At 64.0% G+C, this 26,975-nt stretch carries 29 protein-coding genes; 23 read left to right on the top strand and 6 right to left on the bottom strand.

What is annotated here, in order from left to right:
- Window positions 1-15 precede the first annotated feature (15 nt).
- The 13 genes from fliF to fliR all read left to right on the top strand — a co-directional run bounded on the left by fliF (window position 16) and on the right by fliR (window position 11,262).
- A complete protein-coding gene (gene fliF, locus ACVMK0_RS01485) occupies window positions 16-1,740 on the top strand; it encodes a flagellar basal-body MS-ring/collar protein FliF (RefSeq protein WP_476464064.1) in 1,725 nt (574 codons plus the stop codon).
- A gap of 41 nt (window positions 1,741-1,781) precedes the next feature.
- Complete coding sequence (fliG, locus tag ACVMK0_RS01480) at window positions 1,782-2,783, top strand: flagellar motor switch protein FliG (RefSeq protein WP_476464063.1); 1,002 nt, start codon at window positions 1,782-1,784, stop codon at window positions 2,781-2,783.
- Entirely contained in the window at window positions 2,770-3,486 is a 717-nt protein-coding gene (locus ACVMK0_RS01475; protein ID WP_476464062.1) for a FliH/SctL family protein, read from the top strand. Before fliG ends, ACVMK0_RS01475 begins: the two co-directional genes overlap by 14 nt.
- Window positions 3,479-4,954: a flagellar protein export ATPase FliI gene (fliI, locus tag ACVMK0_RS01470; protein WP_476464061.1), complete on the top strand. Its 1,476-nt coding sequence runs from the start codon at window positions 3,479-3,481 to the stop codon at window positions 4,952-4,954. The genes ACVMK0_RS01475 and fliI overlap by 8 nt, the downstream gene beginning before the upstream one ends.
- Window positions 4,951-5,421 (top strand): flagellar export protein FliJ, encoded by a 471-nt coding sequence (fliJ, locus tag ACVMK0_RS01465; protein WP_250959855.1) that lies wholly within the window; start codon window positions 4,951-4,953, stop codon window positions 5,419-5,421. Before fliI ends, fliJ begins: the two co-directional genes overlap by 4 nt.
- Window positions 5,418-6,737, top strand: a complete 1,320-nt coding sequence (locus ACVMK0_RS01460) for a flagellar hook-length control protein FliK (protein WP_476464060.1) — start codon at window positions 5,418-5,420, stop codon at window positions 6,735-6,737. Before fliJ ends, ACVMK0_RS01460 begins: the two co-directional genes overlap by 4 nt.
- A 165-nt stretch (window positions 6,738-6,902) precedes the next feature.
- A complete protein-coding gene (locus tag ACVMK0_RS01455; RefSeq protein WP_052468366.1) occupies window positions 6,903-7,445 on the top strand; it encodes a flagellar basal body-associated FliL family protein in 543 nt (180 codons plus the stop codon).
- A gap of 47 nt (window positions 7,446-7,492) precedes the next feature.
- The gene (gene fliM / locus ACVMK0_RS01450; RefSeq protein WP_045534492.1) at window positions 7,493-8,494 is read left to right on the top strand and encodes a flagellar motor switch protein FliM; all 1,002 of its coding nucleotides are present in this window, start codon (window positions 7,493-7,495) and stop codon (window positions 8,492-8,494) included.
- A complete protein-coding gene (fliN, locus tag ACVMK0_RS01445) occupies window positions 8,487-8,897 on the top strand; it encodes a flagellar motor switch protein FliN (RefSeq protein ID WP_476464059.1) in 411 nt (136 codons plus the stop codon). The genes fliM and fliN overlap by 8 nt, the downstream gene beginning before the upstream one ends.
- A gap of 45 nt (window positions 8,898-8,942) precedes the next feature.
- The gene (locus tag ACVMK0_RS01440; protein ID WP_476464058.1) at window positions 8,943-9,365 is read left to right on the top strand and encodes a FliO/MopB family protein; all 423 of its coding nucleotides are present in this window, start codon (window positions 8,943-8,945) and stop codon (window positions 9,363-9,365) included.
- Window positions 9,366-9,388: 23 nt separating this feature from the next.
- On the top strand, window positions 9,389-10,162 hold the full coding sequence (gene fliP, locus ACVMK0_RS01435) for a flagellar type III secretion system pore protein FliP (RefSeq protein WP_420834902.1): 774 nt from the start codon (window positions 9,389-9,391) through the stop codon (window positions 10,160-10,162).
- 36 nt (window positions 10,163-10,198) lie between these two features.
- Window positions 10,199-10,468, top strand: coding sequence for a flagellar biosynthesis protein FliQ (gene fliQ / locus ACVMK0_RS01430; protein ID WP_250959858.1), 270 nt, complete (start codon window positions 10,199-10,201; stop codon window positions 10,466-10,468).
- 26 nt (window positions 10,469-10,494) lie between these two features.
- Window positions 10,495-11,262 (top strand): flagellar biosynthetic protein FliR, encoded by a 768-nt coding sequence (fliR, locus tag ACVMK0_RS01425; RefSeq protein ID WP_476464057.1) that lies wholly within the window; start codon window positions 10,495-10,497, stop codon window positions 11,260-11,262.
- A 38-nt stretch (window positions 11,263-11,300) separates the two neighbouring features.
- Here the strand turns inward: fliR and ACVMK0_RS01420 are convergent, their stop codons facing one another.
- Together ACVMK0_RS01420 and ACVMK0_RS01415 are read right to left on the bottom strand one after the other, a co-directional pair.
- Window positions 11,301-11,930 (bottom strand): response regulator, encoded by a 630-nt coding sequence (locus ACVMK0_RS01420; RefSeq protein WP_045534479.1) that lies wholly within the window; start codon window positions 11,928-11,930, stop codon window positions 11,301-11,303.
- Window positions 11,931-11,935: 5 nt separating this feature from the next.
- On the bottom strand, window positions 11,936-13,027 hold the full coding sequence (locus tag ACVMK0_RS01415) for a sensor histidine kinase (RefSeq protein ID WP_476464056.1): 1,092 nt from the start codon (window positions 13,025-13,027) through the stop codon (window positions 11,936-11,938).
- 299 nt (window positions 13,028-13,326) lie between these two features.
- On the opposite strand from ACVMK0_RS01415, the gene ACVMK0_RS01410 reads away from it, so the two are divergent.
- From ACVMK0_RS01410 to ACVMK0_RS01385, 6 genes are all read left to right on the top strand, one after another.
- The gene (locus ACVMK0_RS01410) at window positions 13,327-13,722 is read left to right on the top strand and encodes a hypothetical protein (RefSeq protein WP_045537347.1); all 396 of its coding nucleotides are present in this window, start codon (window positions 13,327-13,329) and stop codon (window positions 13,720-13,722) included.
- Between the two features lie 68 nt (window positions 13,723-13,790).
- Complete coding sequence (locus tag ACVMK0_RS01405; RefSeq protein ID WP_045534477.1) at window positions 13,791-14,153, top strand: response regulator; 363 nt, start codon at window positions 13,791-13,793, stop codon at window positions 14,151-14,153.
- Between the two features lie 69 nt (window positions 14,154-14,222).
- Complete coding sequence (locus ACVMK0_RS01400) at window positions 14,223-16,442, top strand: chemotaxis protein CheA (RefSeq protein ID WP_476464055.1); 2,220 nt, start codon at window positions 14,223-14,225, stop codon at window positions 16,440-16,442.
- A gap of 25 nt (window positions 16,443-16,467) precedes the next feature.
- Window positions 16,468-17,304, top strand: coding sequence for a CheR family methyltransferase (locus tag ACVMK0_RS01395; protein WP_045534473.1), 837 nt, complete (start codon window positions 16,468-16,470; stop codon window positions 17,302-17,304).
- Between the two features lie 6 nt (window positions 17,305-17,310).
- Complete coding sequence (gene cheD, locus ACVMK0_RS01390) at window positions 17,311-17,937, top strand: chemoreceptor glutamine deamidase CheD (RefSeq protein WP_045534471.1); 627 nt, start codon at window positions 17,311-17,313, stop codon at window positions 17,935-17,937.
- A 15-nt stretch (window positions 17,938-17,952) separates the two neighbouring features.
- A complete protein-coding gene (locus ACVMK0_RS01385; protein WP_476464054.1) occupies window positions 17,953-19,044 on the top strand; it encodes a protein-glutamate methylesterase/protein-glutamine glutaminase in 1,092 nt (363 codons plus the stop codon).
- 27 nt (window positions 19,045-19,071) lie between these two features.
- On the opposite strand, the gene ACVMK0_RS01380 is transcribed toward ACVMK0_RS01385, so the two are convergent.
- The gene (locus tag ACVMK0_RS01380; RefSeq protein ID WP_144400219.1) at window positions 19,072-19,860 is read right to left on the bottom strand and encodes a hypothetical protein; all 789 of its coding nucleotides are present in this window, start codon (window positions 19,858-19,860) and stop codon (window positions 19,072-19,074) included.
- Window positions 19,861-20,063: 203 nt separating this feature from the next.
- On the opposite strand from ACVMK0_RS01380, the gene ACVMK0_RS01375 reads away from it, so the two are divergent.
- From ACVMK0_RS01375 to ACVMK0_RS01360, 4 genes are read left to right on the top strand one after another with little or no spacing between them, the layout of a single operon-like run.
- On the top strand, window positions 20,064-20,999 hold the full coding sequence (locus tag ACVMK0_RS01375; RefSeq protein ID WP_476464053.1) for a branched-chain amino acid transaminase: 936 nt from the start codon (window positions 20,064-20,066) through the stop codon (window positions 20,997-20,999).
- Between the two features lie 19 nt (window positions 21,000-21,018).
- A complete protein-coding gene (locus tag ACVMK0_RS01370) occupies window positions 21,019-21,888 on the top strand; it encodes a glycosyltransferase family 2 protein (RefSeq protein ID WP_476464052.1) in 870 nt (289 codons plus the stop codon).
- The gene (locus ACVMK0_RS01365; RefSeq protein ID WP_250961304.1) at window positions 21,881-22,675 is read left to right on the top strand and encodes a glycosyltransferase family 2 protein; all 795 of its coding nucleotides are present in this window, start codon (window positions 21,881-21,883) and stop codon (window positions 22,673-22,675) included. The genes ACVMK0_RS01370 and ACVMK0_RS01365 overlap by 8 nt, the downstream gene beginning before the upstream one ends.
- A 15-nt stretch (window positions 22,676-22,690) precedes the next feature.
- Complete coding sequence (locus ACVMK0_RS01360) at window positions 22,691-23,947, top strand: O-antigen ligase family protein (protein WP_476464051.1); 1,257 nt, start codon at window positions 22,691-22,693, stop codon at window positions 23,945-23,947.
- On the opposite strand, the gene ACVMK0_RS01355 is transcribed toward ACVMK0_RS01360, so the two are convergent.
- The 3 genes from ACVMK0_RS01355 to radA form a co-directional block, all read right to left on the bottom strand.
- On the bottom strand, window positions 23,922-24,641 hold the full coding sequence (locus ACVMK0_RS01355; RefSeq protein WP_052468362.1) for a hypothetical protein: 720 nt from the start codon (window positions 24,639-24,641) through the stop codon (window positions 23,922-23,924). The genes ACVMK0_RS01360 and ACVMK0_RS01355 overlap by 26 nt on opposite strands.
- Window positions 24,642-24,827: 186 nt before the next feature.
- Complete coding sequence (locus tag ACVMK0_RS01350) at window positions 24,828-25,382, bottom strand: GspH/FimT family pseudopilin (RefSeq protein WP_052468361.1); 555 nt, start codon at window positions 25,380-25,382, stop codon at window positions 24,828-24,830.
- A gap of 164 nt (window positions 25,383-25,546) precedes the next feature.
- Window positions 25,547-26,947 (bottom strand): DNA repair protein RadA, encoded by a 1,401-nt coding sequence (gene radA / locus ACVMK0_RS01345; RefSeq protein WP_476464050.1) that lies wholly within the window; start codon window positions 26,945-26,947, stop codon window positions 25,547-25,549.
- Window positions 26,948-26,975 lie beyond the last annotated feature (28 nt).

The following is a 26,975-nucleotide window of genomic DNA, read 5'->3' as shown; positions in this document are numbered from 1 at the left end:
CCCGCACCCACCCGCATGAACACCGCCGTCGCCACCGTTGACGCCCCACCCCTCCAAACTGCGGGCCCACCCAACCGCTTGGTGCAGGGCTTTGCGCGCCTCGACAGCGGCCGCAAGCTCATGCTGGGGCTGGGCGCAGCCGCCTTGCTGGCGCTGCTGGTGGCGGCCGCCCTGATGGCCGGCCGACCCGAGTTTCGGGTGCTTTACGCCAACCTCTCGCCCCAGGACGGCGGCGCGGTGCTCGAACAGTTATCACAAATGGGCGTACCCCACCGGCACTCCGAGGCCGGCACCGCGATTTTGGTGCCCGCCAACCGCGTGCACGACGTGCGCTTGCAGCTGGCGGCGCAGGGCCTGCCGCGCGGCAGCGTGGTCGGCTTTGAGCTGATGGACACCGCCCGCTTAGGAATGACGCAGTTCCAAGAGCGGCTCAATTTTCAGCGCGGACTCGAGGGCGAACTGGTGCGCTCCATTTCTTCGCTCAACGCCGTGGCCGAAGCGCGCGTGCACCTCGCCCTACCGAATCAGACCGGTTTTTTCAGGGAGCAGCAAAAGCCCTCGGCCAGCGTCTTGCTCACTCTGCATGGCGGCCGCGTGCTCGACCGCGCCCAAGTGGCCGGCATCGTGCATCTGGTGGCCAGCAGCGTGCCCGAAATGCGCCCGGCGGCGGTGAGCGTGGTCGATCAGCATGGCAACTTGCTGTCGCAAAGCGCCGACGGCGCCCAAAACGGCATCGACTCGCGCCAGCTCGAATACCGGCGCATGGTCGAGCAGATGCACACCCAGCGCATCTTGGACCTGCTCGAACCCCTGGTTGGGCGCCAGAACGTGCGCGCCCAGGTCACGGCCGACGTCGATTTCTCGGTCACCGACCAAACCGTGGAGCAATTCCGCCCCAACCAAGCCCCCAATGAAGCCGCGGTGCGCAGCGCCCAGCTGCTCGAGAGCGGCAGCCAAACCGAACAAACGCCGGCTGGCGTGCCGGGCGCCGTGGCCAACCTGCCCCCGGGGGCCGCAGCGGCCCCGATCAACGCCCCCGACGCCGGCCCGCTGGGCGTGGTGCCGGGCCAGAATGTACCCGGCGGCAGCGCCGAAGCCAACCGCCGGCGCGAGCAAGTGACCAACTTCGAGGTCGACCGCACCGTGGCCGTGACCCGGGGAGCCACGGGCAACATCCGGCGCCTGAGCGCCGCCGTGGTACTCAACCACGCCGAGGGCACCGATCGGCGCGGCGAGCCCACCAGCACCCCCTTGTCGCCCGAACTGATGGCGCAGATCAACGCGCTGGTGCGCGAAGCCATCGGCTTTAGCGAACCGCGCGGCGACACCGTGAACGTGATGAACGCCGCCTTCAACCGCACCGTGGTCGAAACGGTCGAGCTGCCGCTGTGGCAGCAGCCTTGGCTGCAAGACCTGATCCGCTCCTTGGTTTGGCCGCTGGGCTTGCTGCTGCTGGCTCTGATCGTCTTCTTGGGCATGGTGCGGCCCTCGCTCAAGCTCATGGCGGCGTCGCCCCCCGAACCCGAACGCGACGCCGGTGCCCCGGGCGGTCAGCTCAACGCGCTGGTGGACGAAACGCCACAGCGTCCGGGCCTGCCAGCGCCCGCATCCAGCGAACCGACCGTGGAGCAACTGCGGCTCGAAGACGCGCGCCGGCTGGCGCGCGACAACCCGGTGGCCGTGGCCAACATCGTGCGCGGCTGGATGACGGGCGAATCCCCTGCCACGGCCAGCACTTGAGGCGACAATGGGGCCCTTGACAAGCCCAAAGGTAGCGCGCAATGGCTGACACAGACGACGGACTGCAAGACGCGGCCATCTTCCTCATGTCGCTCGGCGAAGAGGAAGCGGCCGAGGTGTTCAAGCATTTCTCGCCCAAAGAGGTGCAGCGCCTAGGCGAGACGATCGCGCGCATGCGCACCGTCAGCAAAGACAAGGTCGATGGTGTGATCGACAAGTTCACCGCCGAGGCGGCCTCACACAGCCTGCTGGTCTCGGACACCGACAACTACGTGCGCGCCGTGCTCAAGCGCGCCTTGGGCGACGACAAGGCCTCGCTGCTGATCGACCGCATTTTGCAAGGTGGCGACGTCTCCGGCATCGAGAGCCTGAAGTGGATGGACCCAAACTCGGTCGCCGAACTGCTGCGCAACGAACACCCGCAGATTCTGGCCGCCATTTTGGTGCACCTCGACCAAGACCATGCCGCCAACATCCTCAAGCAATTCACCGAGCGCACGCGCAACGACGTCATGCTGCGCATCGCCACCATGGAGGGCATCCAGCCGATGGCCCTCAAAGACCTTAACGAAGCGCTTTACCAAGTGCTGGCCGGCGGCGACAAAATCCGCAAAAGCTCGCTCGGGGGTGCCAAGGCAGCGGCCGAGATCATCAACCTGCTCGGCACCAGCCTCGAGACCAGCGTGGTCGATTCCATCCGCGAGTCCGACCCCGACCTGGCACAAAAAATCATGGACAAGATGTTCACCTTCGAAGACGTGAACAAGCTCGACAACAAAGCCATCCAGTCGGTGCTCAAAGAGGTGTCCTCCGATGCGCTGGTGATCGCCCTCAAGGGTGCGAGCAACGAGCTCAAAGAAAAAATCCTCGGCAACATGTCGAGCCGCGCCGCCGAAGCGCTCAAAGAAGACCTGGAGTCGCGCGGGCCGGTGCGCTTGTCCGAGGTCGAGGCGCAACAAAAAGACATCCTCAAAGTGGTGCGCCGCCTGGCCGACGAGGGCCAAATCACGATCGGTGGCGGAGGCGACGATGCCTTCGTCTAGCCGCGCCTCGCATTACCAGCGCTTCATCCCCAAAGAGGAGGTGCAAGAGGTAGAGGCGGTGCTGTTTGGTGCCATCGGCGACGGCACACCCGGCCGCGAGACCCAAGCCTCCGATGCCGAACAGGTGCTCGATGTCCAGCAGGCACTGGCCCTGCGCCAGCAGGCTTGGGACGAAGGCTACGAAGCCGGCCTGCTGGCTGGCGCCGAACGCACGCGCACCGAACTGCAGCAGCAAACCCTGCAAGTGCAGCGCGAGCAGGTACAGCGCATCGACGCCATGCTGCGCCAGGCGCAAGCGGGTTTTGATCTGCTCGAGCAAGCGCTGGCCGAGCAGGTGCTGCAGCTGGCTTGCGCGCTGGCGCGCCAGGTGGTGCGGCGCGAGCTGAGCACCCCGCTGCCACCCTTGCGCAGCGTGGTGCAAGAAGCGCTGGCACTGCTGATCGACGACGGTCGCCCGGCCACCTTGCGCCTGCACCCGCTCGATGCCGCGCTGCTGGCCGATCAAGCAACCCTGGAGGCGCACGGCATGGCACTGCAGACGCCGATGCAGGTGCACCCCGACCCCACCCTGAGCCCGGGCGACTGCGTGGTCGAGAGCGCCCACGGCGGCGTCGATGCACGGCTCGAAAAACGCTGGCAGCGGGCGCTGGCCAACTTGGGGCTTGAGCAGCCCTGGCAGCCCGGAGGGCAAGCCGATGTCTGAACTCCTGGCCGCAGCGCCCCCAAGCCCGGCGCTGCCGCCGCGCTGGGCAAGCTTCATGGCGCTGGCGCAGCAAGCCGCCACCCAGCACACCGCGCTGGAAACCAGCGGCCGGCTGATGCGCTTGGCCGGTTTGGTGCTCGAAGCCCAAGGCGTGCGCGCGCCGGTGGGTTCGCAGTGCGTGATCGACACCCCTGGCGAACCCGACAGCGCGGTGCTGGCCGAGGTGGTGGGCTTCAATGGCGACCGTGCCTACCTGATGCCAGCGGGCGAGGTGCAGGGGCTGGCGAGCGGCGCGCGGGTGCGCCAACTGCCCCCCTACCGGCCGCAACCGCGCCTGGGCGACCCGCTCAAGCCGCAGCCCCCCAACGACCGCGGCGTGCTGCGCCTGCCGCTCGGTGCCGGCCTGCTGGGCCGGGTGGTGGACGCGCGCGGGCAGCCGCTCGACCACCAAGGGCCGCTGCGCGCGGTGGCCATAGACCCGCTCGAGCGCAACCCCATCAACGCCATGGAGCGCGCCCCGGTGCGCCAGCCGCTCGACACCGGCGTGCGCGCCATCAACGCCCTGCTCACCGTCGGGCGTGGGCAGCGCATCGGGCTCTTTGCCGGCTCTGGCGTGGGCAAAAGCGTGCTGCTGGGCATGATGGCGCGCTTCACCCGCGCCGACGTGATCGTGGTCGGCCTGATCGGTGAGCGCGGGCGCGAGGTCAAAGAGTTCATCGAAGACATTCTGGGCGCCGACGGGCTGGCGCGCTCGGTGGTGGTGGCGGCACCGGCCGACTCGCCGCCGCTGCTGCGCCTACAAGGCGCGCACTACGCCACCGCCATCGCCGAGCGCTTTCGCGACGACGGGCTCGACGTGCTGCTGCTCATGGACTCGCTCAGCCGCTACGCCATGGCGCAGCGCGAAATCGCACTGGCCATCGGCGAGCCCCCGGCCACCAAGGGCTACCCCCCGAGCTGCTTTGCCAAGCTGCCGCAGCTGGTCGAGCGCAGCGGCAACGCCGCCCAGGGCCAGGGCTCGATCACCGCCTTCTACACCGTGCTCTCGGAAGGCGACGACCAGCAAGACCCGATCGCCGACGCCGCCCGCGCCATCCTGGACGGCCACATCGTGCTCTCGCGCAGCATGGCCGAATCCGGCATCTACCCGGCGATCGACATCGAGGCCTCGGCCTCGCGCGTGATGCACAACGTCACCAGCGCTGCGCACCAGCAGTGGGCGCGGCGCTACCGCCAGCTCTACGCCCGCTACCAAAAAAGCCGCGACCTGATCCAGCTGGGCGCTTACGCCGCCGGCAGCGACCCCGAAACCGACCGCGCCATCGCCCTCTTCCCGGCCCTGCAGCAATTTTTGATGCAAGACATGCGCGAACAAGCCCCCTTCGAGACCAGCGTGCAGCAATTGGCCCAAGCCATAGGCGAAGCCGCCCCCGGGCGCGGCACCCACTCCTTCAACGCGCAACCATGAAAACCGCAGAGCAAGATTTGAGCGTGGTGCTCGACGTCGCACTGCGCAAGCGCGACCAGGCCCTGCAGGCGCTGGCCCAGATCCAGCACGAGCAACGCCAGGCGCTGCTGCAGCTCAACCAACTGCAAGGCTACTGCGCCGAAACCCACGTGCGCTGGAGCGAGCGCGCGGCCAACGGTTTCGACGGCGTGCAGTTGCACACCCACCGGGTATTCATGGGCAAACTCGAGCACGCGCAAAACTACCAGCAAACCGTGTTGGAGCAGATCGCGCACCGGCTGCAGCAGGGCCAGCAAAGGGTGTACGAGGCCGAACGCGAGCTGGCCAGCCTGCGCAAATTTCAGCAGCGCCGCCACCAATTTTGGCTGCTGCAGCAGCAACGCAAAGAGCAAAAGAGCAACGACGAAATGGCTGCCGTGCAACACCGCCTGCACGCCGATTCGCACCCTTGGAGGTCCACGCCATGAGAACCGATTCCCCCCAAAGCCCGCGCACGCCCGAGCCCGCGCCGCGCCGCACCGCAGCGGCTGCGGCAGCCTCGGCGGCGACCCCAGGCACACCCAAAGCGGGTGCCTCAAGCTGCGCCTTTGCCGCCATGTTGCTCGCTGCCGACGCAGGCCACGAGGCCCAAGCCCCGGCACCCCTGGCCCAAGCCGACCCCAAGGCCAGCCCAGACCCCGAGCTCTCTCAAGGCAAATCCAGCGACCCCGCCACCACCGTCCAGGCGCCGCCGCGCTCAGACCCGGCCGAATCCACCGCACTCATGGCCCGCCTGGAACCCAAAGCCAACGGAACACCGGCTACAGCACCTACCCCAGCCACTCCGGCTGCACCGGATGCCCAGGCCACCACAGCAGCGCCTGCCGGTCCCGCAAGCGCCGAAGGCCCTGCGGGCCGCAAAGCCGGGGCCACCCCAGCCTCAGCCGCATGGGTATCCACACTGGCTAGGGCGCGCGCCTCAGCCGGCGCCACTGCCGGCGCTGCGGCAGCGCCCAAGCCGGGCGCCGAACTGCCCGCCGCCCCCAGTGCCAACTTCCTGGCTGCGGCAGGTCCGGCTGAAGCCGCTGCCCTGCGTTTTGCGGCACCCGCGGCCGGGTCGGCCGCAGTGGCCACCCAGTACGCCTGGGCCAGCACCGATTCCGCCGCCGGCATGGCAGACGAAGCCGGCGCCACCGCGTTGACCACCGCAAGCTCCAGCGCACGCTCCGACGCAGGTTCCCGTGAAGGTTCGGGCCAAGGCACACGCGGCGGCGACGCCGCCCAAACCTGGGTCGACAACCAAGCGTCAAGCGCGAGCGCGGGCGAAGCCTCGGCAGTCGGCTCAGAGTTTGGCCAACTGCTCGAGCAGCAGGTTGCGGGCCAGGGGCTAGAGGCGGTCCTAGAACCCCTCAACCAGCACATCAGCCTATGGCTGGCCGGGCAGGTCAAACGCGCCAACTTGGTGCTGCACGAGGGCTTGGGCCAACCGCTGGAAATCGGCATGCAGCTCGACGGCAACCAGGCCCGGCTCGACTTCCTGACCGACGACGCGGCGCTGCTCGAAGCCCTGCAAGCCCAGGCACCAGAGGCCTTGAGCGAACTGCTGGGTCAGAGCGAGCTCGAACTGGTGGGCCTGTCGATCGGCTCGCGCGCCTCGGGCCAATCGGATCGACCGGCGCAGCCGCGCCCCGAATGGGCTCGGGCCCGCTCCGATGGGGCCGAGCAAGCCGATTCGGCGGCCCAAGCGCCCACGCTGCAATGGCAACTGGGTTCCGGTCGTGCCGGCCTGAGCGTGTACGCCTGATCGACGTGCGGCGGTAAATCGCAAATAGCCGGCCCAAGCGCCTGCTTTTCCTGCTCAAGCCGGCGCCGTCTGCCCGGCACAATAGCCGTGACACAATAAGGCGGTCTGCGGATTCGACCGAATTCGCGCGCTCTTTGTGCTTGCTTGAACCTAAAGGCAAAACCCATGGCTGCCAAACCCTCCGCTTCTGCACCCGCCGCCAACGCCGACGCGGCACCGGCCAAACCCAAGAGCAAAAAGCTGCTCATCATCATTTTGGGTGCTGTGGCGTTGCTGCTGGTTCTGGCGGTGGCTGCTTTTTTCCTGCTGCAGCCAGCGGCTGAAGAAGAACTTGGCCCCGACGGCCAGCCACTGGCGCCCGCTGCCGCTGCCGCCCCGCAGGCACCCCCGGCCTTTTTGCCACTTGAAAACATGGTCGTCAACCTGGCCGACCCAGGCGCCATGCGCTTCGCACAGCTCGGCGTCACGCTGCAGCTGGCCGATGCCGCCACTTCGGCGCGCGTCACCGCCTTCATGCCGGCGATCCGCAACGGCATGTTGCGCCTGGCAGCCCAGCGCAGTGCCACCGAACTGCTCACCCCGGCCGGCAAAGACGCGCTGGCCGCTGACATCTTGGCCATGGTGCGCGAAACCACGGGCTTGCCCGATCGCGGCACCACCCCCAGTCCGGTGCAGGCGGTGTTGTTCACCAGCCTGATCGTGCAGTAAGCCCGCCGTCCTTTGCAGACACCTCAACCGCCCCGCACAACCGCACCATGAGCGACGCTTTTTTGTCCCAGGACGAGATCGACGCCCTGCTCGAGGGCGTCACGGGCGAGAGCCAAAAACTCGCCAAAGAGGAGGTCGACTCCGGCTCAGTGCGCGGCTACGACCTCTCCAAGCAAGAGCGCATCGTGCGTGGGCGCATGCCCACCATGGAGGTGATCAACGAGCGCTTCGCACGCAACTTGCGCGTCGGCCTGTTCAACCTGATCCGGCGCAGCCCCGAAATCTCGGTCGGCACGGTGCAGGTGCAAAAGTACAGCATGTTCCTGCGCGAGCTGGTGGTGCCGACCAACTTCAACATCATGGCGGTGCGCCCGCTGCGCGGCAGCGGCATGATCGTGTGCGAGCCCACGCTGCTGTTTGGTGTCATCGACAGCCTGTTTGGCGGCAACGGCAAGTTCCACACCCGCATCGAGGGGCGCGACTTCTCCCCCACCGAACAGCGCGTCATCAACCGGCTGGTCGACGTGGTGTCGGAAGAATACAAAAAAGCCTGGAAAGGCGTCTACCCGCTCGAACTGGCGTATCAGCGCTCCGAGATGCAGCCGCAGTTTGCCAACATCGCCACCCCGAGCGAGATCGTCATCAGCACCAGCTTCACGCTCGAAATCGGCGACATTTCCGGCTCCTTGCACCTGTGCATCCCCTACGCCACGCTGGAGCCGATCCGCGATCTGCTCTACTCCACCTCGCAGGGCGACTCGATGGAGGTGGATCGGCGCTGGGTGCGGTTGCTGGGCCAAGAAATCCAGTCGGCCGAAATCGAGCTTTGCGCCGAATTGGCGCGCACCCGCACCACGGTCGAGCAGTTGCTGGCCATGAAAGTGGGCGACTTCATCGAGCTCGAGCGCGAGCGCGTGATCGAGGCGCGCGTCGATGGCGTGCCGGTGCTGCAGGCCGAGTACGGCACCCACAACGGCAAATACGCCCTCAAGGTGGTGCAATTGCGGCGCGAGCAATCGTCCACCTGGCACGGAGATCAACATGAGTAACGAGCAAGACCCCAACGACGCCATCGCCGACGACTGGGCGCAGGCACTGCAAGAGCAATCCACCAAGGGCGCGACCGATGACTTGGCCGCCGGTGCGCCGCACTTCGATGCCAGCCCCGGCAGCGCAGTCAACAGCCCGAACGACATCTCGATGGTGCTCGACATCCCGGTGCAGCTCTCGGTCGAGCTTGGCCGCACCAAGGTGCCGATCAAGTACATCCTGCAACTGGCGCAGGGTTCGATCGTCGAGCTCGACGCGCTGGCCGGTGAACCCATGGACGTGCTCGTCAACGGCTACCTGATCGCCCAAGGCGAGGTGGTGGTGGTGAACGAAAAATTCGGCATCCGCCTGACCGACATCGTCACCCCCTCGGAACGGCTGCGCCGCCTGAGTCGCAACTAAGCCGTTGATATGCCGACCGCGGCTGTGCCTGCCTGAACCCCTGCCATGAACCAATCGATCTTTACCGCCATGCTGCCGGCCTTGGGCTTGCTGCTGGTCATGGCGCTGCTGGCTTGGGGCGTGCATTGGGTGCGCAAACGCATGACCCCTGCGGGCAGCGGCTTGGGCGCCGATTTGCGGCTGGTGTCGCAACTCATGGTGGGGCCGCAGCAGCGCGTGGCGGTGGTCGAAGTCAACGGCCCCACCGGCCCGGTGCAGCTCACATTGGGCATAACGCCGCAACACATCAGCGCCCTGTACGTGCAGGGCTTGGATGCCCCTAGGCTGCTTGCGACCGCGCCCGCTGCCACCCACACCGAGACCTTTGCTGCCGCCATGGCCGCAACCACCCCGCCCGCCCCCGAAACCCTGTATCAAAAGCTGGCGCGCTCGCTCAACCGCCCAGCCCCTGCGGAGCCGCGCGCGTGAAAACTGCCTCCCCAAGGGGCTGGGTGCGCGCTGGCGCCCAGGCGGCGCTGGCGGCGCTGCTGTTGGGCGGTTGCGCGCTGGCCTTGGCGCAGGTGGCGCCGCCCGCTGCCCCCGCCGCACCCCCAGGCGCGTTCCCGATCCTGATCGGCCAAGGCGCGGGCGGCACCAGCTTCTCGGTGCCCATTCAAACCCTGCTGTTCTTCACCGCGCTGTCGTTTTTGCCGGCGGTGCTGCTGATGATGACGGCCTTTACGCGCATCATCATCGTGCTCTCGCTGCTGCGCATGGCGCTGGGCACGCAGGCCGCGCCGCCCAACCAGGTGCTGGTCGGGTTGGCCTTGTTCCTCACCCTGTTCGTCATGGCGCCCACACTAGACCGCGTGCACGCCGAGGCCTACCAGCCCTTCACCCGGGGTGAGATCAGCTTCGAGCAGGCGGTGCAGCGCGCCGAAGCGCCGATGCGCGAGTTCATGAGCAAGCAAACGCGCCAGTCCGATTTCCGCATGTTCGCCAACCTGGCCGGCTTGGACGAAAACGTGACGGTGCAAAACGCCCCTTTTCGGGTGCTGGTGCCGGCCTTCGTCATCAGCGAGCTCAAAACCGCCTTCATGATCGGCTTTTTGATCTTCATTCCTTTTTTGGTGATCGACCTGATCGTGGCCAGCGTGCTGATGTCGCTGGGCATGATGATGCTCTCGCCGGTGCTGGTGGCGCTGCCCTTCAAGCTGATGTTGTTCGTGCTGGCCGATGGCTGGAACCTGCTGATCGGGTCGCTGGCGGCGAGCTTCGTGGTCTAGCTGCGCCCATTTTATCCAAAAATTGATAAAAACGCCATGGATACCCAAGCCGCCCTCGCCGTCGGGCAAAACGCCCTGTTCATCCTGCTGGCGGTCTCGGCCCCGCTGCTGGCGGTGATACTGGTGGTCGGGCTGGTGGTGAGCCTGTTTCAGGCGCTGACGCAGATCAACGAAGCCACGCTCTCGTTTGTGCCCAAGATCGTGGCGGCGGTGGTGGTGTTTGCGGTCGCGGGGCCGTGGATGCTGACGACGCTGGTGGACTTTCTGCGCCGCATCCTGCTCTCGATCCCCGAGTACGCGGTCTAGGCGCAGGGGCAGCCGTGGACGGCCCCATGATCACTTTCACCGAGGCCCAGATCATGGCCTGGGTGGCGCCCATCTTCTGGCCATTTTTGCGCATCTTGGGCGTATTCGCCAGCGCCCCGATTTTTTCCTCGCGCTCGGTGCCCATGCGCCTGAAGGTGGCGCTGGCTTTTCTGATCGCGGTCTGCATCCAGCCGGCCCTGCCCACGCCGCCCATGCTCTCGCTCACCAGCCCCGAGGCGCTGGGCGCGGTGATCCAGCAGATCGCCATCGGCGTCTCGATCGGGCTGGCGGTGCGCATCGTCTTTGCGGCGGTGGAAATGGCGGGCGAAATCATCGGCTTGCAGATGGGCCTAAACTTCGCCGGCTTCTTCGACCCCACCACCAACGCCGCCTCGAGCCCGGTCGGGCGCTACTTCGGCAACATGGCGATGCTGCTGTTCGTCGTGCTCAACGGCCACCTGATGCTGATCATGGCGGTGGCCGCCAGCTTTCACACCTTCCCCGTGGGCGGCGACATGCTGGCGGTGGTGCAAACCATGCGTCTGCACGAGCTCGGTGGGTTGATTTTTTACTACGGCCTGTGGATCGCCTTGCCGATGATCGGCATGCTGCTGTTCGTCAACCTGGTGCTGGGCATCATCACGCGCATCGCGCCGCAGATGAACGTGTTTGCGATCGGCTTTCCGCTCACGCTCTCGGTCGGGCTGGTGGGCATCGCCTTCACGCTGCCGCTGCTCGATCAGCCGGTGCTGCAGCTCATGCGCGTGGTCACCGACTTGTTCATGGGCGGCTAAAACATGGGCTGCTGAAGGGCGGTTGTGCCTGCCTCGCGCTACACCAGCTGGTTGCGGATCGCATAGACGGTGAGCTCGGCGTTGTTGCTCAGGCCCAGCTTTTCCAGCGTGCGCGCGCGGTAAACGCTCACCGTTTTGGGGCTGATCATCAGCTCTTCGGCGATCTGCGCCAGCATTTTGCCCGAGGCGATCAGGCGCAGCGTCTGCAGCTCGCGCTCCGACAAAATATCGTGCAGCTGCGCCGCCTCGGGCGCGCTCAGGTGCCTGGCCAGCAGCTCGGCCACCTCGGGCGTGATGTATTTGCGCCCCTGCGCCACCGTGCGCACCGCCGTGAGCAGCGCCGCCGGGTCGCCACCCTTGTTGAGGTAGCCCATGGCCCCGGCCTTGAGGCAGCGCAAGGCGTACTGGTCTTCGGGGTACATCGACACCATCAGCGTGCGCAGCGGCGCCGGCTCCAGTTGCAGCGCCGACAAAATCTCTAGGCCGCTGCGTCCGGGCAGATCGACGTCGAGCAGCAGCACGTCGGGGCGCTGCTGGCGCAGCAGCTCGCGCAGGCTGGCGTAGCCGTCGGCTTCACCGATCACGCGCACATCGGTGGCCTCGGCCAGCGTGTCGCGCACCCCGCGGCGCAGCATGGCGTGGTCGTCGCACAAAATTACTTTAATCATCGAATTCATTTCCAGTCTGTGGCTTTTGCGTCGGCCTGCGCCCCAGCCAGCGGCAGCGACAAAATCAGCGTCAGGCCCTGCCCCGGCGCCGTGACCACGTCGATCCAGCCGCCGGCCCCCTGCGCGCGCTCGCGCAAACCCAGCAGGCCAAAGGACTGCAGCTTGGCCAGTTCGGCGGCGCTGGCGCCGCGGCCGTCGTCGCTCACCTCGAGCGTGAGCACGCCCTCGAGGTCGCTCAACTCCAGCCGCACCGATTGCGCCTGCGCGTGCTTGAGCACGTTGGTCAGCGCCTCTTGCGCGGTGCGATAGACCACCATCGCCAACTGCGGCTCGACCGGGGCGCGCAAAGTGCCTTCTAGCCGCAGCGCCAGCCCGGTGCGCTCGGCAAAGCTGTGCACCAGCCACTGCAAGGCCGGCTGCAGGCCTTGATCCAGCACCGCCGGGCGCAGGTTGCGCATCAGGCGCTGGCTGGCCAGCAGCGCGTGCTCGGCCATTTCCAGCGCCGCGCGCACGTGCGCCTGCGCCTCGGGCTGCGGCACGTGCCGCCCGAGCCACGCCAGATCGAGCTTGACCGCCGCCAGCGCGCCACCGATGTCGTCGTGAATTTCGCGCGCGATGTCGGCGCGCTCGCGCTCCAGCCCGAGCTGCAAATGCTCGGTCAAATCCACCAGGCGACGGCGCGATTCGGCCAGCTCGGCCTGCGCCTGCGCCTGGGCCCGGCGCGTGGCGTGCAGCTCCAGCGCCCGCTGCAAGGCCGCCGGCAGGCGCGCCAGCCGGTTTTTGTCCACGTAGTCGCTCGCCCCGCGCAGCAGCGCCTCGGCCACCGTGGCCTCGCCGATGGCCCCCGAGACAATCACAAAGGGCAGCTCCAGCCCCCGCGCCTGCAACCAGTCCCAAGCCTGCAGGCAGCTGAAGCCCGCCAAGTGGTAGTCGGCCAACACCGCATCCACGCCACCGGCTTCGATCTGCGCCGCAAATTCTTCCAGCGTCTCGACCAGCGTCAGGCGCGCTTCAAAATCGGCCCGCTGCAGGCAGCGCCGCAGCAACTCGTGGTCGGCGGGGTTGTCTTCCAAGTGCAGCAGATGCAGCTCAGCCAAGGAACACCCCGCAATCGAAGCTTCCGCGACCGACCAATAAGCGCATCGCCAACGCCCTAGCGGGCCACGAAGCAGGGGTTTTTTGCATTTACTGAAACAACGGGTGGGTGCAGTCTGGAGTTTATACCCCCGGCGCAGGCTAATATACGGGATCAAGCAACCGATCTGACACGCAAGCGCCGCACTCGCCTATGCCTACCACACCAACCGCCACGCACGAACACCGACGCTGGCCGCGCGAGGAGTACACCTGCGTCGAGCCCTTTCCCGTTGTCCCCAGCGACGAGCCGGTGGTCCAGATGTCGGTGTCGGTGCTGGCCGACCTGCAAGACTCGCTGCTGGTGGCCATGAACGACCTCAAGCGGCTCGAAGGCTTGCTCGACCACGCCACCGCCAACTTGCTGGACCGCTTCAACAGCGCCTTGCTCACAGTCGAGCAGCTGCCCGATGCCGACCAGCGCAGCGCGCTGCAGGCCAACCTGCACCAGGCCGTGACCGAGTTGCAATTTCACGACATGTCTTCGCAGCTGCTGGTGCACATCGGCAAAATGCTCAAGGGCTGCGCCTACGTCTTGGCCGATCAGGCACTGGAGCCCGACGCCGACGAAACCGGTCTGGTGGTGACCCACATGCCGCGCAACCCCAATCCGGTCACGCAAAGCGAGATGGACGCCGGTTCGGTCGAGCTGTTCTGATCACCGCTGCAGCGCAGCCCGATACCCACAACGCAACCCCACCCCACACCACTCCAAGGCACTTCCCCATGCACTCGATCCTTGCCGTTGACGACTCGGCCTCCATGCGCAAGATGGTTTCCTTCACCCTGGTCAGCGCCGGCTTCAAGGTGGTGGAGGCCATCGACGGCATCGACGCCTTCGAGAAAGCCCAAAAGCAAAGCTTCGACCTCGTGCTCACCGACCAGAACATGCCGCGTCTCGACGGCATCGGCCTGACGCGCAAACTGCGCGAGCACCCGCACTTCAAGTCCACCCCGATCCTGATCCTGACCACCGAATCGAGCGACCAGATGAAACAGGCCGGGCGCGCCGCCGGGGCCACCGGCTGGCTGGTCAAGCCCTTCGATCCCAGCCGCCTCATCGAGGTGATCCGCAAAGTGATCGCCTAAACCAGCCGCGCCCGAATCCCCCCGCAGCCCCTCTGCGCCCACAACCGCATCGAACGAGACATTCAGACCATGGCAGAAGCGAAAAACGACGCCTTCGACCTGACCCAGTTCTACCAGATCTTCTTCGAAGAAGCCGGCGAGAATCTGGAGCAGATGGAGCAGCAGCTGCTGCAGCTCGACCTCGACACGGTGGACGACGAGGAGCTCAACGCCATCTTTCGTTGCGCCCACTCGATCAAGGGCGGCGCCGCCACCTTTGGCTTTGAAGACGTGGCCGAGCTCACGCACCAAATGGAGGGCCTGCTCGACAAGCTGCGCCGCCACGAGCTCAAGCCCACCGCGCCCATGGTCGATGTGTTGTTGGAGTCGTCCGACGCGCTCAAGGGCCTGCTGGCTCGACACCAAGGCACGGGCGGCGCCGCGCCCGAAACCAGCGCCTTGGTGCAGCGCATCCGCGTGCTGGCCAGCGGTGCGGCGCCTGCTCAGGCACCCGCACCCGCTCAGGCCAAAACCCCGGCCCCCGCTCCCGCTCCGGCCGGCCCGGCCGGAATGCCAACGGCCAGCGCCCCCGGGGCCCTGCGCCAATTGCAAGCCGTGATCGGACCGCTGAGCGACATCCGGCAGGCAGACCCGATCAAAGACCTGTTTCGCGAGATCGTCGGCCTAGGGCAAATCTGCGCCGAAAGCGAGCAAAACGGCTGCCGCGTGTACGAGATCGAAACCAGCAGCAGCGACGCCGACCTGCTCGACCTGTTCGCCTTCCACGTCGCCAAAGACGCCATCCGCTTGCAACCCAGCGGTGGCGCATCCGTCCCAGAACCGGACGGTTTTTCCAACGTCATCGAGCAAGGCTACGGCCTGTTTGCCGGCGCGCCGGGCAGCCCGGTGCCGGGCAGCAGCGTCACGGCCAGCGGCGCCACGGTGCCCGAGCCCGATCTGGTGCAGGGCTACGGATTGTTTGCCGGCGCGCCGGGCAACCCGCTCACGCCGCAAATCCATGCCCAGACCCTGCTGCAAGAAACACCGCACGCCAGCGGCGCCGACAACGGCCCCGATGCCAGGCCGGCCGAAGCCAGCAAAGCCGCTCGCCCAGCGACCGCTGCCGCCATGGCCGCCCAGCCCGAGGCCACCACGCTGCGCGTGTCGGTGAGCAAAATCGACCAGCTCATCAACCAGGTGGGCGAGCTCGTCATCACCCAAGCCATGCTGGCGCAAAACAGCCGCGCCCTCGATGCTGGGCTGAATCAGCAACTGCTGGCTGGCTTGGCCGACCTCGAGCGCAACACGCGCGACTTGCAAGAGTCGATCATGTCGATCCGCATGATCCCGATGTCGGTTGTCTTCAACCGCTTCCCGCGCATGTTGCGCGACCTGGCCAGCAAGCTAGGCAAAAAAGTCGATCTCGTCACCCAAGGCGAAGCCACCGAGCTCGACAAGGGCCTGATCGAAAAAATCACCGACCCCCTCACCCACCTGATCCGCAACAGCTGCGACCACGGCATCGAACTGCCCGCCGACCGGTTGGCGCGTGGCAAGCCCGAAACCGGCACCATCACCCTGAGCGCGGCGCACCAGGGCGGCTCGATCCTGATCGAGGTGCGCGACGACGGCAAGGGCCTGTCGCGCCAAAAACTGATCGACAAAGCGCGCTCCAAGGGCATCGACGCCCCAGACGACATGAGCGACCAAGAGGTCTGGCAGCTCATCTTTGCGCCCGGTTTTTCTACCGCCGACGTGGTCACCGACGTCTCGGGCCGCGGCGTGGGCATGGACGTGGTGATGAAAAACATCGCCTCGCTGGGCGGCACGGTCGAGCTCGATTCGGCCGAGGGCTTTGGCATGAGCGTCAAGGTGCGGTTGCCGCTCACCTTGGCCATCATGGATGGCATGACAGTGCGTGTATCCGACGAGGTTTACATCCTGCCGCTGTCGTCGGTGGTCGAATCGTTCCAGGTCGAATCCAACACCATCAACACCGTGGCGCAAAACTCGCGTCTGGTCAAGGTGCGCGAAGAATACATGCCGGTGATCGAGATCGACCGCACCTTTGGCGTGCCGCGCCAAGCGGGTGATGCCAGCGCCAACAGCATCATGGTGGTGATCGAATCCGATGGCGCCCGGGTGGCGCTAATGGTCGATGAGCTGCTCGGGCAGCAGCAGGTGGTGATCAAAAACCTCGAATCGAACTACAAAAAAGTGCCCAATGTGTCTGGTGCCACCATTTTGGGCGACGGCAGCGTCTCGCTGATCCTCGACACCTCGACCTTGGTGCGGCGCTCGCGCCACTAAAACCCAAACCTTTGCTCGCCCCCAAATGAACGACGCCAGCGCCGCACCACAAAGCCGGGAATTCACCTGGACGGCGGCCGACTTCAACCGCATCAAAGACCTGATCTACCGCCATGCGGGCATCAGCCTGCACGAGGGCAAGCAGGCCATGGTCTACAGCCGCATCTCGCGGCGGCTGCGCGACACCGGTCACCGCAGCTTTGCCGACTACATCAAGTGGCTCGAGACCCAAGGCGATGCCGACGAGTGGCAGGCCTTTGTGAACGCGCTGACCACCAACCTGACTTCGTTTTTCCGCGAAAACCACCACTTCGAAGAACTCGCTCGGATGGTGCGCGAGGCCCCGCCCGGCCACGAATGGAAAATCTGGTGCTCGGCCGCCTCCACCGGGGAAGAGCCCTACTCGATCGCCATCACCCTGGCCGACGCGCTCGGCCTAAGCGGGCGCTTTCAGATCTGGGCCAGCGACATCGACACCAAAGTGCTGGCCACCGCCGCGCAAGGGGTTTACAAGCTCGAGGGCCTGAAAAACCTCAGCCAGGCGCAGCTGCAGAAGTACTTTCTCAAGGGCAAAGGCGACAACGCCGGGCTGGCGCGGGTGCGCCCCGAGCTGCAGCGGCACATCGAGTTTTTCAGCCTCAACCTGATCGAAGACAACTGGAGCCTGCGCGAGACTTTTGACGTGGTATTTTGCCGCAACGTCATGATTTACTTCGACCACGCCACCCAGCGCCAGGTGCTGACGCGCATGCACCGCCTCATCAAGCCCGGCGGCATGCTGTTCGTGGGGCATGCCGAGAACTTTTCCGACCTCAAGTCCCAGTTCGTCCTGCGCGGCAAAACCATTTACGAAAAAGTCTGAAGCCCCATGCACCGCAGCCTCGAATACTTGCAGACCCTTAAAACCCGTGCGCGCCGACCGGGCGAAGCGTCGTTTTTCTTTCACGACCAGAACTTCAAGTACAACGCTGCCAAGGTGCTGCCGGGCGAGTACTTCGTGGCCCAAGAAGACCTGGTCATCATGACCGTGCTCGGTTCGTGCATTGCCGCCTGCATCTGGGACTCGCGCTTGCGCATCGGCGGCATGAACCACTTCATGTTGCCCGAAGGTGGCGCCGACGCCTGCGGCCGCTACGGCTCCTATGCCATGGAGCTCCTGATCAACGAAATGATCAAAAAAGGCTCGACGCGGGATTACATGCAGGCCAAGGTCTTTGGCGGCGGCGCGGTGATTGCGGGCTTTACCACCATGAACGTGGGCGAGCGCAACACCAAGTTCGTGCTCGACTATTTGGCCACCGAGCGCATTCCGGTGGTGTCCAAAGACGTGCTCGACATCTACCCGCGCAAGGTGGTGTTTTTCCCAGTGACCGGCAAAGCCATGGTCAAGCGCCTGGCGCACGCCCACCCCGACACGCTCGAAGCCCAAGAGCGCCAAGGCGTGGCCACCAAAGTGGTGCAGTCCACGGCCGGCGGTTCGGTCGATCTGTTCTAAGGCTGGCATACACCCATGGCAAAAATCAGAGTGGTGGTGGTGGACGATTCGGCGCTGGTGCGCAGTCTGCTCTCCGAAATCATCAACCAGCAGACCGACATGGTGTGCATCGGGGCCGCCAACGACCCCCTGCAGGCGCGCGAGATGATCCGCGAGCTCAACCCAGATGTGATCACCCTCGACGTGGAAATGCCCAAAATGGATGGGCTCGAATTCCTCTCGCGACTCATGAAGCTGCGCCCGATGCCGGTGGTGATGGTCTCGACCCTGACCGAGCAGGGCGCCGACACCACCTTGCGCGCGCTCGAAATGGGGGCGGTCGATTTCGTCGCCAAGCCGCGCATCGGCGTGAGCAGCGGCCTCAAAGCGCTGGGCGCCGAGATCGTAGAAAAAATCCGCATTGCCAGCCAAGCGCGTGTGAGGCGTCACGTGGCAGCAGCCCCTAGTCCCACGGTTGCCCGTGCGCCCGAAGGCAGCACCAGCGCCCCCAGCCCGAGCGGCTTGAGCCGCTTGTCGACCGAGAAAATCATCTGCATCGGCGCCTCCACCGGCGGCACCGAGGCGATCAAGGAAATTCTGGTCGAATTGCCAGCCGACGCCCCCGCCATCGTCATCACCCAGCACATGCCGCCGGGCTTCACCACCAGCTTTGCGGCCCGGCTCGATTCGCTGTGCCGCATTCGCGTGCAAGAGGCGGTCGATGGGCAGCGCATCCTCCCCGGGCACGCCTACATTGCGCCCGGCGGCAAGCAGTTTTCATTGGCGCGCAGCGGCGCCAACTACGTGACGGTGGTCGATGATTCACCGCCCGTGAACCGCCACAAACCCTCGGTCGAGGTGCTGTTCAAATCCTGCGCGCGCGTGCTCGGGCCCAACGCCATCGGCGTCATGCTCACCGGCATGGGCGGCGACGGCGGCGCGGCCATGAAAGAAATGCTCGACGCCGGCAGCCACAACATCGTGCAAGACGAAGCCAGCTGCGTGGTCTTTGGCATGCCCAAGGTGGCCATCCAGCACGGCGCCGCCAGCGAGGTGCTGCCGCTCAAAAGCATTGCCAAGGCGCTGATGGAGCGCTTGCAGGGCGCCGGCGTGCGGCACCGGATTTAAGTGCGGTTAGGCCCGCCTGCGGCCGCATCAAATCAGGCGATCGACGTTGACCCCGGCGCTGGGCGGCAACGGCAGCGACGAGGTGAGCTGGTAGTTCTCGGCGGCGGCTTCGAGCGCGCGCTCGATCGGTGTAGGCTGTGCCGGGGCAAGCAATTCGGCGCGCCGCTGCGCCGCCTCGCGCGCTTCTTCGCCGATCAACTGGTCGGCGGCAAAGCGGCTGGCACTCCAGACATTGGGCAGCAGATCGCGAATCTGGTTGGCCCGGGCCTCATCGACCGGGTTCGGTGGCGGTGGCGGCATCTGACCTTCGATCGCCTGCGTCTGCCGCGCGTCCTGCGTGCGCGTGCGCTCGGTGCGTTCTTGCTCTGCGCGTTGTGGATTCGGGGCCAGCTGACCCAAGCCCAGTGCGGCACGGTCTGGTTCTGCCGTGCCTTGTTCTGGAATCCGCTGCTCAGACAGCCCCTGCTCTGCTGCCTGAGCAGGCACCGCGAGCGCTTGTCGTTGCGCTACCACGGAAGATGCCATATGGGCCGTTGCCACGCTGGCTTGAAAGTTGAAGCGCTCGGGCGCCGCCGCGTTGTCGTACATGTTGGCGCGCAGTGCCTGGTCGGTCGGGTTCACCGGGGGCAGCGACGGCGGGGCGTACACCGCCTGAGTGCGCGAACCCTCACCGGCCGGCGCCACCGGCGCATTCACCCCTTGGTTGCGCGGCGACACATGTTCGCTGGCGCGGGCGGGTGTGGTGGGCTGCACACGCGCCGACACCGGCCCTTGGGCTGGCACAGGAGCTACGGCTACAGATGAGATGTTCAACATGGCAGACTCCAAGACGGGTGAGCGCCGGACGGACTCACGGCATTCAAGTGGTATTTCGGCCACCGAAGCCCAAACTTTAGGCCCTTAGCGGTTTTTTGTGCCCGCCCGGCTGCAGCCAGAAAACCCACCGGCCTGCCGCGCCAGCCGATTAAAATGGCTGCGCAGCCCAACTCTTACACCTCCAAGCAAGCGAGACCCCGCCCATGAACGCCCCCCTGCCCCTGTCTGACCGCGACGGCAAAATCTGGCTCGACGGCCAGCTCATCGACTGGCGCGATGCCAAAGTGCACGTGCTCACCCACACCCTGCACTACGGCTGCGGCGCCTTCGAGGGCCTGCGCGCCTACGCCACCGCCGACGGCCCGGCGATCTTCAGGCTGCAAGAGCACACCGAGCGCCTATTCAACAGCGCCAAGATTTTGCGTATGAAAATCCCGTTCACGCCCGAGCAGGTCAACGCCGCGCAGTGCGAAGTGGTGCGCGCCAACGGCCTGGCCAGCGGCTACCTGCGCCCGCTGACTTGGATCGGGAGCGAAAAACTCGGCGTCAGCCCCAAAGGCAACCGCGTGCACCTGATGGTCGCCGCTTGGGCCTGGGGCGCCTACTTGGGCGAAGAAGGCTTGCGCCGCGGCATCCGCGTCAAGACCAGCAGCTACACCCGGCACCACGTCAACATCACCATGACCCAGGCCAAAGCGGTGAGCAACTACACCAACAGCATTTTGGCCAACATGGAAGCCACCGACGACGGCTACGACGAAGCGCTGCTGCTCGACGCCAGCGGCTTTGTCAGTGAAGGCGCGGGCGAGAACCTGTTCATCGTCAAAGGCGGCCAGATCTACACCCCCGACCTATCCGCCGGCGCGCTCAACGGCATCACGCGCAACACCGTGTTCCACATCGCGCGCGACCTCGGCCTCGAGGTCGTGCAAAAGCGCATCACGCGCGACGAAGTCTACATCGCCGACGAGGCCTTCTTCACCGGCACCGCCGCCGAGATCACCCCCATCCGCGAGCTCGACCGCATCGAGATCGGCTGCGGCAGCCGCGGCCCGATCACCGAACGCATCCAGAGCGCGTTCTTCGACATCGTCAGCGGCCGCAACCCCAACTACGCGCATTGGCTGACGGCGGTTTGAGGTGCAGTGGCGCGCTCCCTTGGAAACCACGCACCCCACACTTGAGCGAGTCACCATTATCATGGTGACATACAACAGTGCCCATTGTTTGCCCACCCAACAAGAACTGCTTAGCTCGTGCCCGCACATCACCGTGGTTGACAATGCCAGCCTAGACAACAGCATAGAGCAGGCTCAACGCAGCTTTCCTTGGGCCAAAGTAAAAACAATGCAAAGCAACCTAGGCTTCGGCGCAGCCAATAACCTTGCCTTGCGTGAAGCCCAAACAGAATATGCACTGCTGCTAAATCCAGATTGCGAAATCAATTCAGAGAACATAATTCGGCTTGTTGATACGGCAGACCGCTATCCAGATGCTGCAATAGTCGCACCGCAACTGCTCACAGCAGACAGGCGTTCAGAAATCAATTACCGCTGGCCTCAGTTGCTTTGGCGCTCTCGCGGACCAGGTGCATCCGCGCCAACCTGTGTTGGTTTTGTATGTGGAGCTGCCATGCTGTTGCGGTTATCAGCCTTCAACGGCGGTGTTTTTTTCGATGAACGTTTTTATCTGTACTACGAAGACGATGATCTGTGTTTGCGTCTTTGGCAACAAAAAAAGTCATTGATCATTGACCCAAATTGCATCGCTGTACATCGCTCTCGTGGCTCGGTTCGCGGCCCCAAACCGTGGCGAAGTGAATATTGGCGAGGCTACCATCACGCGCAATCAAAATTGACGTTTACTAGGCTGCACTGCAACCCCAAAGAGGCTCAGACTCAACGCAGAAACCTGATAGCAGGCACCATCCTAAGCTTGCCTTTAAGAATCATTTTCATGTCGCCACGGCTAGTAGCTAGAATGTTTGGCCGCTTGAATGGCGCTATCAACTGGAAGCATCATGGATAACAGCACTCGCGCTAGGCCTTCGTTGTGCATAGCGATACTAACCTACAACGAAGAAAAACGCATTGAAAGAAGTATAAAAAGCGCGCAATTTGCAGATCGTATTTTGGTGATCGATAGTGGCAGCACCGACCGCACCTGTGAGCTTGCCACAAGCTTAGGGGCAGAAGTACACATATACCCCGACTGGCAAGGCTTCGCCGTTCAGCGCAACCGTCAACTAGCACACTGCACTGAAGATTTCATATTTTTTCTTGATGCAGACGAAGTTATCAGCCACAGCCTTCAGCAAGAAATCAGCGACTCCTTAGACCTAAAATTTCTCATAATTGGTCACACATGCTGGAAAGAAATATCTTTTGGAAAGCCCATATTTAGTTTAGCCAAAAGGAAGAATCGATCTAGACTCTTTCCTCGACACCTACTACTACGTTTTGATGGCGTTGTTCACGAGGCGGCAATTGTGTCAGATCAAAACATAAAACGAAAAATATTTACATCACCCCTACTGCACTATTCACGCGAGAACATACATGACAGTTTGCGCAAGCTAACTCAATACACAATGCTAGGTGCTGCTAAGCGCGCAAAAGAAGGAAGAAAAGGTGGCGTAATACGAGGCCTAGCATCAGCATTTGTCACTTTTTCGCGACTTTATATCTTTCGAGCCAGCTTTGCATCAGGTGGACCTGGATTTTTGTACGCTTTTTTTATCGCACTTGAAAGCTTCTTTCGTTATGCAGCACTCAGCTACGACAGCAAAGATCTGAATGACAAAATAAAGCGCTAAATTGACCACCTCATCATGCAAAAAGAAAATATTTATTTTTTTAAGCTTCAACAGGTAACCCACTTTAGCTTGGTGGCGCTGTTCTTGGCATTCCCCATCTCCCTGTCATTAGGTTACATTTTGATGGCTTGGGCGTTTTTTCTTTGGCTAGTTTCAGGCCACATAGCCTCATCGTTAATCCTGCTACGTAGCAATCCAGCAGCCTGCGCAGCACTCGCTCTGTTTGGCGTAGTTATGCTGGGCATTTTTTACGGTCCTGCACCTTGGCAAGATGTGCAAATACACCTAGAAAAATATGTAAAACTTATTATGGTTGCCGTGCTGTTTTTTTTGCTTGCCAATCAGCCTAAATGGCAGGTTAACTGCTTAAACGGCTTTGCTGCTGCCATGGCTTTTATTGCCATCTCATCCCTACTTAATGTCTGGCTTCAGTTGCCTTGGTCTGAAACTCAAAATCAGGGGTGGGGGGTCAACCATCATGTGGTTGGCGACCATATCACACAAAACGTGATGATGAGCCTGTTCGCCTTACTTGCACTGCTACGAATTTTTAGTGAAAGCGATAAAATTCAAAAAGTATTGTGGATCTCTCTTTTCACAATAGCTACCATTAGCATTACACATCTTTCAACTGGTCGCACCGGCTATGTACTTCTAGCATCTGTGCTCGCAGTTTTTGTTGCTGTACATTTTCGCGGGCGCACTCTTATTGCTGCAGCAACTGCAACGATCCTAGCCACAGCGTTGGTTTTATTGACTTCAGAAGTCATGCAAGCTCGCATTCAACTTGCATGGCTTGAAGCTTTACACCACCAGAGTGACAACACCAGTTCAATCGGCCATCGTATTTACAATTTAACCACCACATCCCAAATGTTTCTGGAACGACCTTGGCTTGGCTGGGGCACGGGTGCGTATCATACGGAAATTTGTCGCTTCATCGGAAACCCTGATCAGTGCGCAATTTTTTCTTGGCATCCGCACAATCAGTATTTATTTTTAGCAGCCAATCATGGCGTACTTGGTTTGGCTATTTTTCTTTTCTTCTTAATAAGCCTTGCTTGGCAGGCGCTGCGCAGCGTTAACCATCAAGCTAAAGTAATGCTACTTGGTCTCTGCGTTTTATTGTTTACTAATAGCTTATTCAATTCACCTCTCTGGAGCGCTCGTGAGAGTGGTTTTTTTATTTTTCTAGCGGGATTACTCCTTAGCATGGCTTGGAACCAACGCCAACCAGCCCCGCCAGCTACATCCGCGCCCGCAGCGCCTTGAGCCAGCTCAGCAACCGGTAACGCCAACTGCGCACCCGCACCCGGCCGGGCCGGGGGTTGTCGATGCGCAGCTCTTCGGGTTTGGGGCGGCCATGAAACACCAGCACGGCGGGCGCGGGCTCGATCCAGTCCATGCGGTAGCGCAAGTCCACCTTCCACGAAGCCGCCAGATTGGGGTGCAGCTTTTGCAGGCTGCCGCTCACCAGGCCGCTGTCGCGGATGAAGTCTTGGTCGCCCCAGCCTTTGGCGCCCGAATAGGCTGCGATATGGCCCTGCACATCGAGCAAAAAGTCTTCCAGAATCGAGCCAAAGTTGCCGTTGACCAGCATCAGGCTCGAGTTGTAGTCGTGGCCCTTGAAGCCGCGCAGCAGCCACAGCCCAGGCGGTGCGTCAACCAACGGGTTGCGCGTGATCACCACGTCGAGGTCGAGGTACAAAAAACAGCGCTCAGGCAAGGCAAAGATTTCGAGCTTGGAAAACCAGCCCGGCAAATCGTGGCGCAACGGCCGCAACTCGACGCCCTCGGGCATGCTCGGCAGGTCGCTCAGGCAGATCAGGCGCGCGCCGGGCGCATGGCGCCGCAACTGGCGCTGCAGCGCCTGCACCTGCGCCACGCCGTATTCGCCACCGCTCTTGCAGACGCAGACCACGGTGTCGCACAGGCGCCTGATCGGGTTTAGCGGGGTTGCAATCATGTTCAGGGCACCAGCGGCTTGGAATCTCAGGGAGTTGGGGGTGGGGTGTGCAGGCTTGGAGCAGGCCAAGATTGTGGTCGGGATTTTGGCACAAGGCCCGGCGGGTGCGGCATGAACAAGGCAGCCAGAAAGCTCAGGTCGATGCACAGACCGGCGCCAGGCAGCTGCCGCACAAGCTTCCACCCCTCAAAGGCATGAACCGACGGTGCTCTGTTGCAAGCGAGGGCGCCCGCTGCGGCTGATCACGATCTGCTGCGCCGGGCTCGAACTGGCGCCGGCACGGCAGACGGTGATGGTGCCGGCCTGAAAGGCGCCGCTGACCAATTCGGTATGCCCCTGAGGCATGTAGGAGACGTAGCGCATGACCGGGGTGTTGCCTCGCACCCGCACGCCTGGCGCGACCGCGGCCCAGACCTGCAGCACCGCTTCACTCGCATCGCGTTGTGCATTGTGGTTGGGGTCGGCAAACAGGATCCAGCCTTGCGACCAATCGCCAGCTGGCGCGCAGCCGCTGCCGTCTGGGCTGCGGCACAAAACCATGCGGCGACCTTGGCGGATGGCTTCGCTGCGCGTGAGCGCCAACGCAAGCCAAATGTCCCTGGCAGCCGTGCTTTGGCGCTGGTTGAGCACCATTTGCCCCAGCGCCGGAGCAGCCAGCGCCGCCAGAATAGCCAGCAACCCCAGCACCGCCAACAACTCGATCAACGTCACCCCCGCCCCAGCCGTGCGCATGCGCTTCATCTGCCCTCCCTTGTGTTTGGGGCCAGTGTAGGCCAGCAAGAAAAGCGGCACAAGCCCCCACCAGGCTCATACCTCTTTTGCAGACTACAGCAGGGCGATCCTAGACACGCACCAGCGCATGGGCCGACACCGTCCGCGGCCTAGCTGGGAGCCACCTGGGCTCATCAAAAGCCGCGCGCCAAGTCCAGCGCCTCTTCGATGCGCTCGACCGGGTGCAGCGTCATGCCGGCCAGCGCCTTGTTTTGCGCCAGATCTGACTTTTTGGGCATGTTGGCCTTGGGCAACAGAGCGGCCGTAAAACCCAGCTTGGCCGCTTCGCGCAGCCGCTCCTGCCCGCGCGGCGCCGGGCGCACCTCGCCCGCCAGCCCGACCTCGCCAAACGCCAAAAAACCCTGCGGCAAGGCGCGGTTGCGCAGCGACGAGGCGATCGCCAGCAGCACCGCCAGATCGGCCGCCGGCTCACTGATGCGCACCCCGCCCACGGCGTTAACAAACACGTCTTGGTCGCTGCACGACACCCCGGCGTGGCGGTGCAGCACCGCCAGCAGCATCGCCAGGCGCTCGCGCTCCAGCCCCACGCTCAGGCGGCGCGGGCTCGGGCCGCCGCTGTCCACCAGCGCCTGAATCTCGACCAGCAGCGGCCGCGTGCCCTCGAGCGTCACCAGCACGCAACTGCCAGGCACCGGCTGGCTGTGCTGGCTCAAAAAAATTGCGCTCGGGTTGCTCACGCCCTTGAGCCCGCGCTCGGTCATGGCAAAGACGCCGATCTCATTGACCGCGCCAAAGCGGTTTTTGATCGCCCGAATCAGGCGGTAGGGGCCGTGGCTGTCGCCCTCAAAATACAGCACTGTGTCAACCATGTGCTCGAGCACGCGCGGCCCGGCCAGCGTGCCCTCTTTGGTCACGTGCCCCACCAGCACGATGGCGCTGCCGCTGGCCTTGGCGGCGCGCGTCAGGTAGGCGGCGCACTCGCGCACCTGGGCCACCGAACCGGGCGCCGAGCTGAGCTGATCGGAGTACAGGGTCTGGATCGAGTCGATCACCGCCACCGCCGGGCGCGCGCGCGCCAGCGTGGCCAATATGGCCTCGAGCCCGATCTCGACCAGCACCGGCACGGGGCTGGCCGCCAGCCCAAGGCGGCGCGCGCGCAGGGCCACCTGGGCCGCGCTCTCTTCGCCGCTCACGTACAGCGTGGGCAGGCCTTGGCGTTGCATGGCGTCCAGCGCTTGCAGCAGCAGGGTCGATTTGCCGATGCCGGGGTCGCCACCGATCAGCACCACGCCCCCAGCCACGATGCCGCCGCCGAGCACGCGGTCCAGCTCCTCCTGCCCGGTGGGGGTGCGCGCGACCTCGCTGGCCTCAATATCGCAGATCGGCGCCAGTTCGGCCGCCGCCACCAACCCGGTAGGCCCCGCGGCACTAAGCCGGTTTTTGCCCGCCGTTTGCGGCTCGGGCGCGGTTTCGAGCAGGCTGTTCCAGGCCCCGCAGTGTGGGCATTTTCCGAGCCAGCGCGGCGTCGTGCCGCCGCATTGCTGGCAGCTGTAGTGGGACTTGTCTTTGGCCATGGGGCGCAATGTAACAGCGCCAGCGCAG

It is taken from the genome of Serpentinimonas sp. SSL01 (assembly GCF_056323735.1).
Note: the sequence above shows the minus strand (reverse complement) of the source record. Positions and strands in the feature narration are given on the sequence as shown.

Excerpts from the sequence above, each read along its gene's own strand:
- ACVMK0_RS01355 (WP_052468362.1), bottom strand. The coding sequence starts at position 24,641 with ATGATTGCAACCCCGCTAAACCCGATCAGGCGCCTGTGCGACACCGTG.
- ACVMK0_RS01395 (WP_045534473.1), top strand. The coding sequence starts at position 16,468 with ATGAACGACGCCAGCGCCGCACCACAAAGCCGGGAATTCACCTGGACG.
- fliG (WP_476464063.1), top strand. The coding sequence starts at position 1,782 with ATGGCTGACACAGACGACGGACTGCAAGACGCGGCCATCTTCCTCATG.
- ACVMK0_RS01460 (WP_476464060.1), top strand. The coding sequence starts at position 5,418 with ATGAGAACCGATTCCCCCCAAAGCCCGCGCACGCCCGAGCCCGCGCCG.
- ACVMK0_RS01455 (WP_052468366.1), top strand. The coding sequence starts at position 6,903 with ATGGCTGCCAAACCCTCCGCTTCTGCACCCGCCGCCAACGCCGACGCG.
- ACVMK0_RS01385 (WP_476464054.1), top strand. The coding sequence starts at position 17,953 with ATGGCAAAAATCAGAGTGGTGGTGGTGGACGATTCGGCGCTGGTGCGC.
- ACVMK0_RS01410 (WP_045537347.1), top strand. The coding sequence starts at position 13,327 with ATGTCGGTGTCGGTGCTGGCCGACCTGCAAGACTCGCTGCTGGTGGCC.
- fliF (WP_476464064.1), top strand. The coding sequence starts at position 16 with ATGAACACCGCCGTCGCCACCGTTGACGCCCCACCCCTCCAAACTGCG.
- fliJ (WP_250959855.1), top strand. The coding sequence starts at position 4,951 with ATGAAAACCGCAGAGCAAGATTTGAGCGTGGTGCTCGACGTCGCACTG.
- ACVMK0_RS01365 (WP_250961304.1), top strand. The coding sequence starts at position 21,881 with ATGGATAACAGCACTCGCGCTAGGCCTTCGTTGTGCATAGCGATACTA.
- fliI (WP_476464061.1), top strand. The coding sequence starts at position 3,479 with ATGTCTGAACTCCTGGCCGCAGCGCCCCCAAGCCCGGCGCTGCCGCCG.
- ACVMK0_RS01440 (WP_476464058.1), top strand. The coding sequence starts at position 8,943 with ATGAACCAATCGATCTTTACCGCCATGCTGCCGGCCTTGGGCTTGCTG.
- cheD (WP_045534471.1), top strand. The coding sequence starts at position 17,311 with ATGCACCGCAGCCTCGAATACTTGCAGACCCTTAAAACCCGTGCGCGC.
- ACVMK0_RS01475 (WP_476464062.1), top strand. The coding sequence starts at position 2,770 with ATGCCTTCGTCTAGCCGCGCCTCGCATTACCAGCGCTTCATCCCCAAA.
- ACVMK0_RS01360 (WP_476464051.1), top strand. The coding sequence starts at position 22,691 with ATGCAAAAAGAAAATATTTATTTTTTTAAGCTTCAACAGGTAACCCAC.
- fliM (WP_045534492.1), top strand. The coding sequence starts at position 7,493 with ATGAGCGACGCTTTTTTGTCCCAGGACGAGATCGACGCCCTGCTCGAG.
- ACVMK0_RS01375 (WP_476464053.1), top strand. The coding sequence starts at position 20,064 with ATGAACGCCCCCCTGCCCCTGTCTGACCGCGACGGCAAAATCTGGCTC.
- ACVMK0_RS01400 (WP_476464055.1), top strand. The coding sequence starts at position 14,223 with ATGGCAGAAGCGAAAAACGACGCCTTCGACCTGACCCAGTTCTACCAG.
- fliQ (WP_250959858.1), top strand. The coding sequence starts at position 10,199 with ATGGATACCCAAGCCGCCCTCGCCGTCGGGCAAAACGCCCTGTTCATC.
- ACVMK0_RS01380 (WP_144400219.1), bottom strand. The coding sequence starts at position 19,860 with ATGTTGAACATCTCATCTGTAGCCGTAGCTCCTGTGCCAGCCCAAGGG.
- ACVMK0_RS01420 (WP_045534479.1), bottom strand. The coding sequence starts at position 11,930 with ATGATTAAAGTAATTTTGTGCGACGACCACGCCATGCTGCGCCGCGGG.
- ACVMK0_RS01405 (WP_045534477.1), top strand. The coding sequence starts at position 13,791 with ATGCACTCGATCCTTGCCGTTGACGACTCGGCCTCCATGCGCAAGATG.
- fliR (WP_476464057.1), top strand. The coding sequence starts at position 10,495 with ATGATCACTTTCACCGAGGCCCAGATCATGGCCTGGGTGGCGCCCATC.
- fliN (WP_476464059.1), top strand. The coding sequence starts at position 8,487 with ATGAGTAACGAGCAAGACCCCAACGACGCCATCGCCGACGACTGGGCG.
- radA (WP_476464050.1), bottom strand. The coding sequence starts at position 26,947 with ATGGCCAAAGACAAGTCCCACTACAGCTGCCAGCAATGCGGCGGCACG.
- ACVMK0_RS01350 (WP_052468361.1), bottom strand. The coding sequence starts at position 25,382 with ATGAAGCGCATGCGCACGGCTGGGGCGGGGGTGACGTTGATCGAGTTG.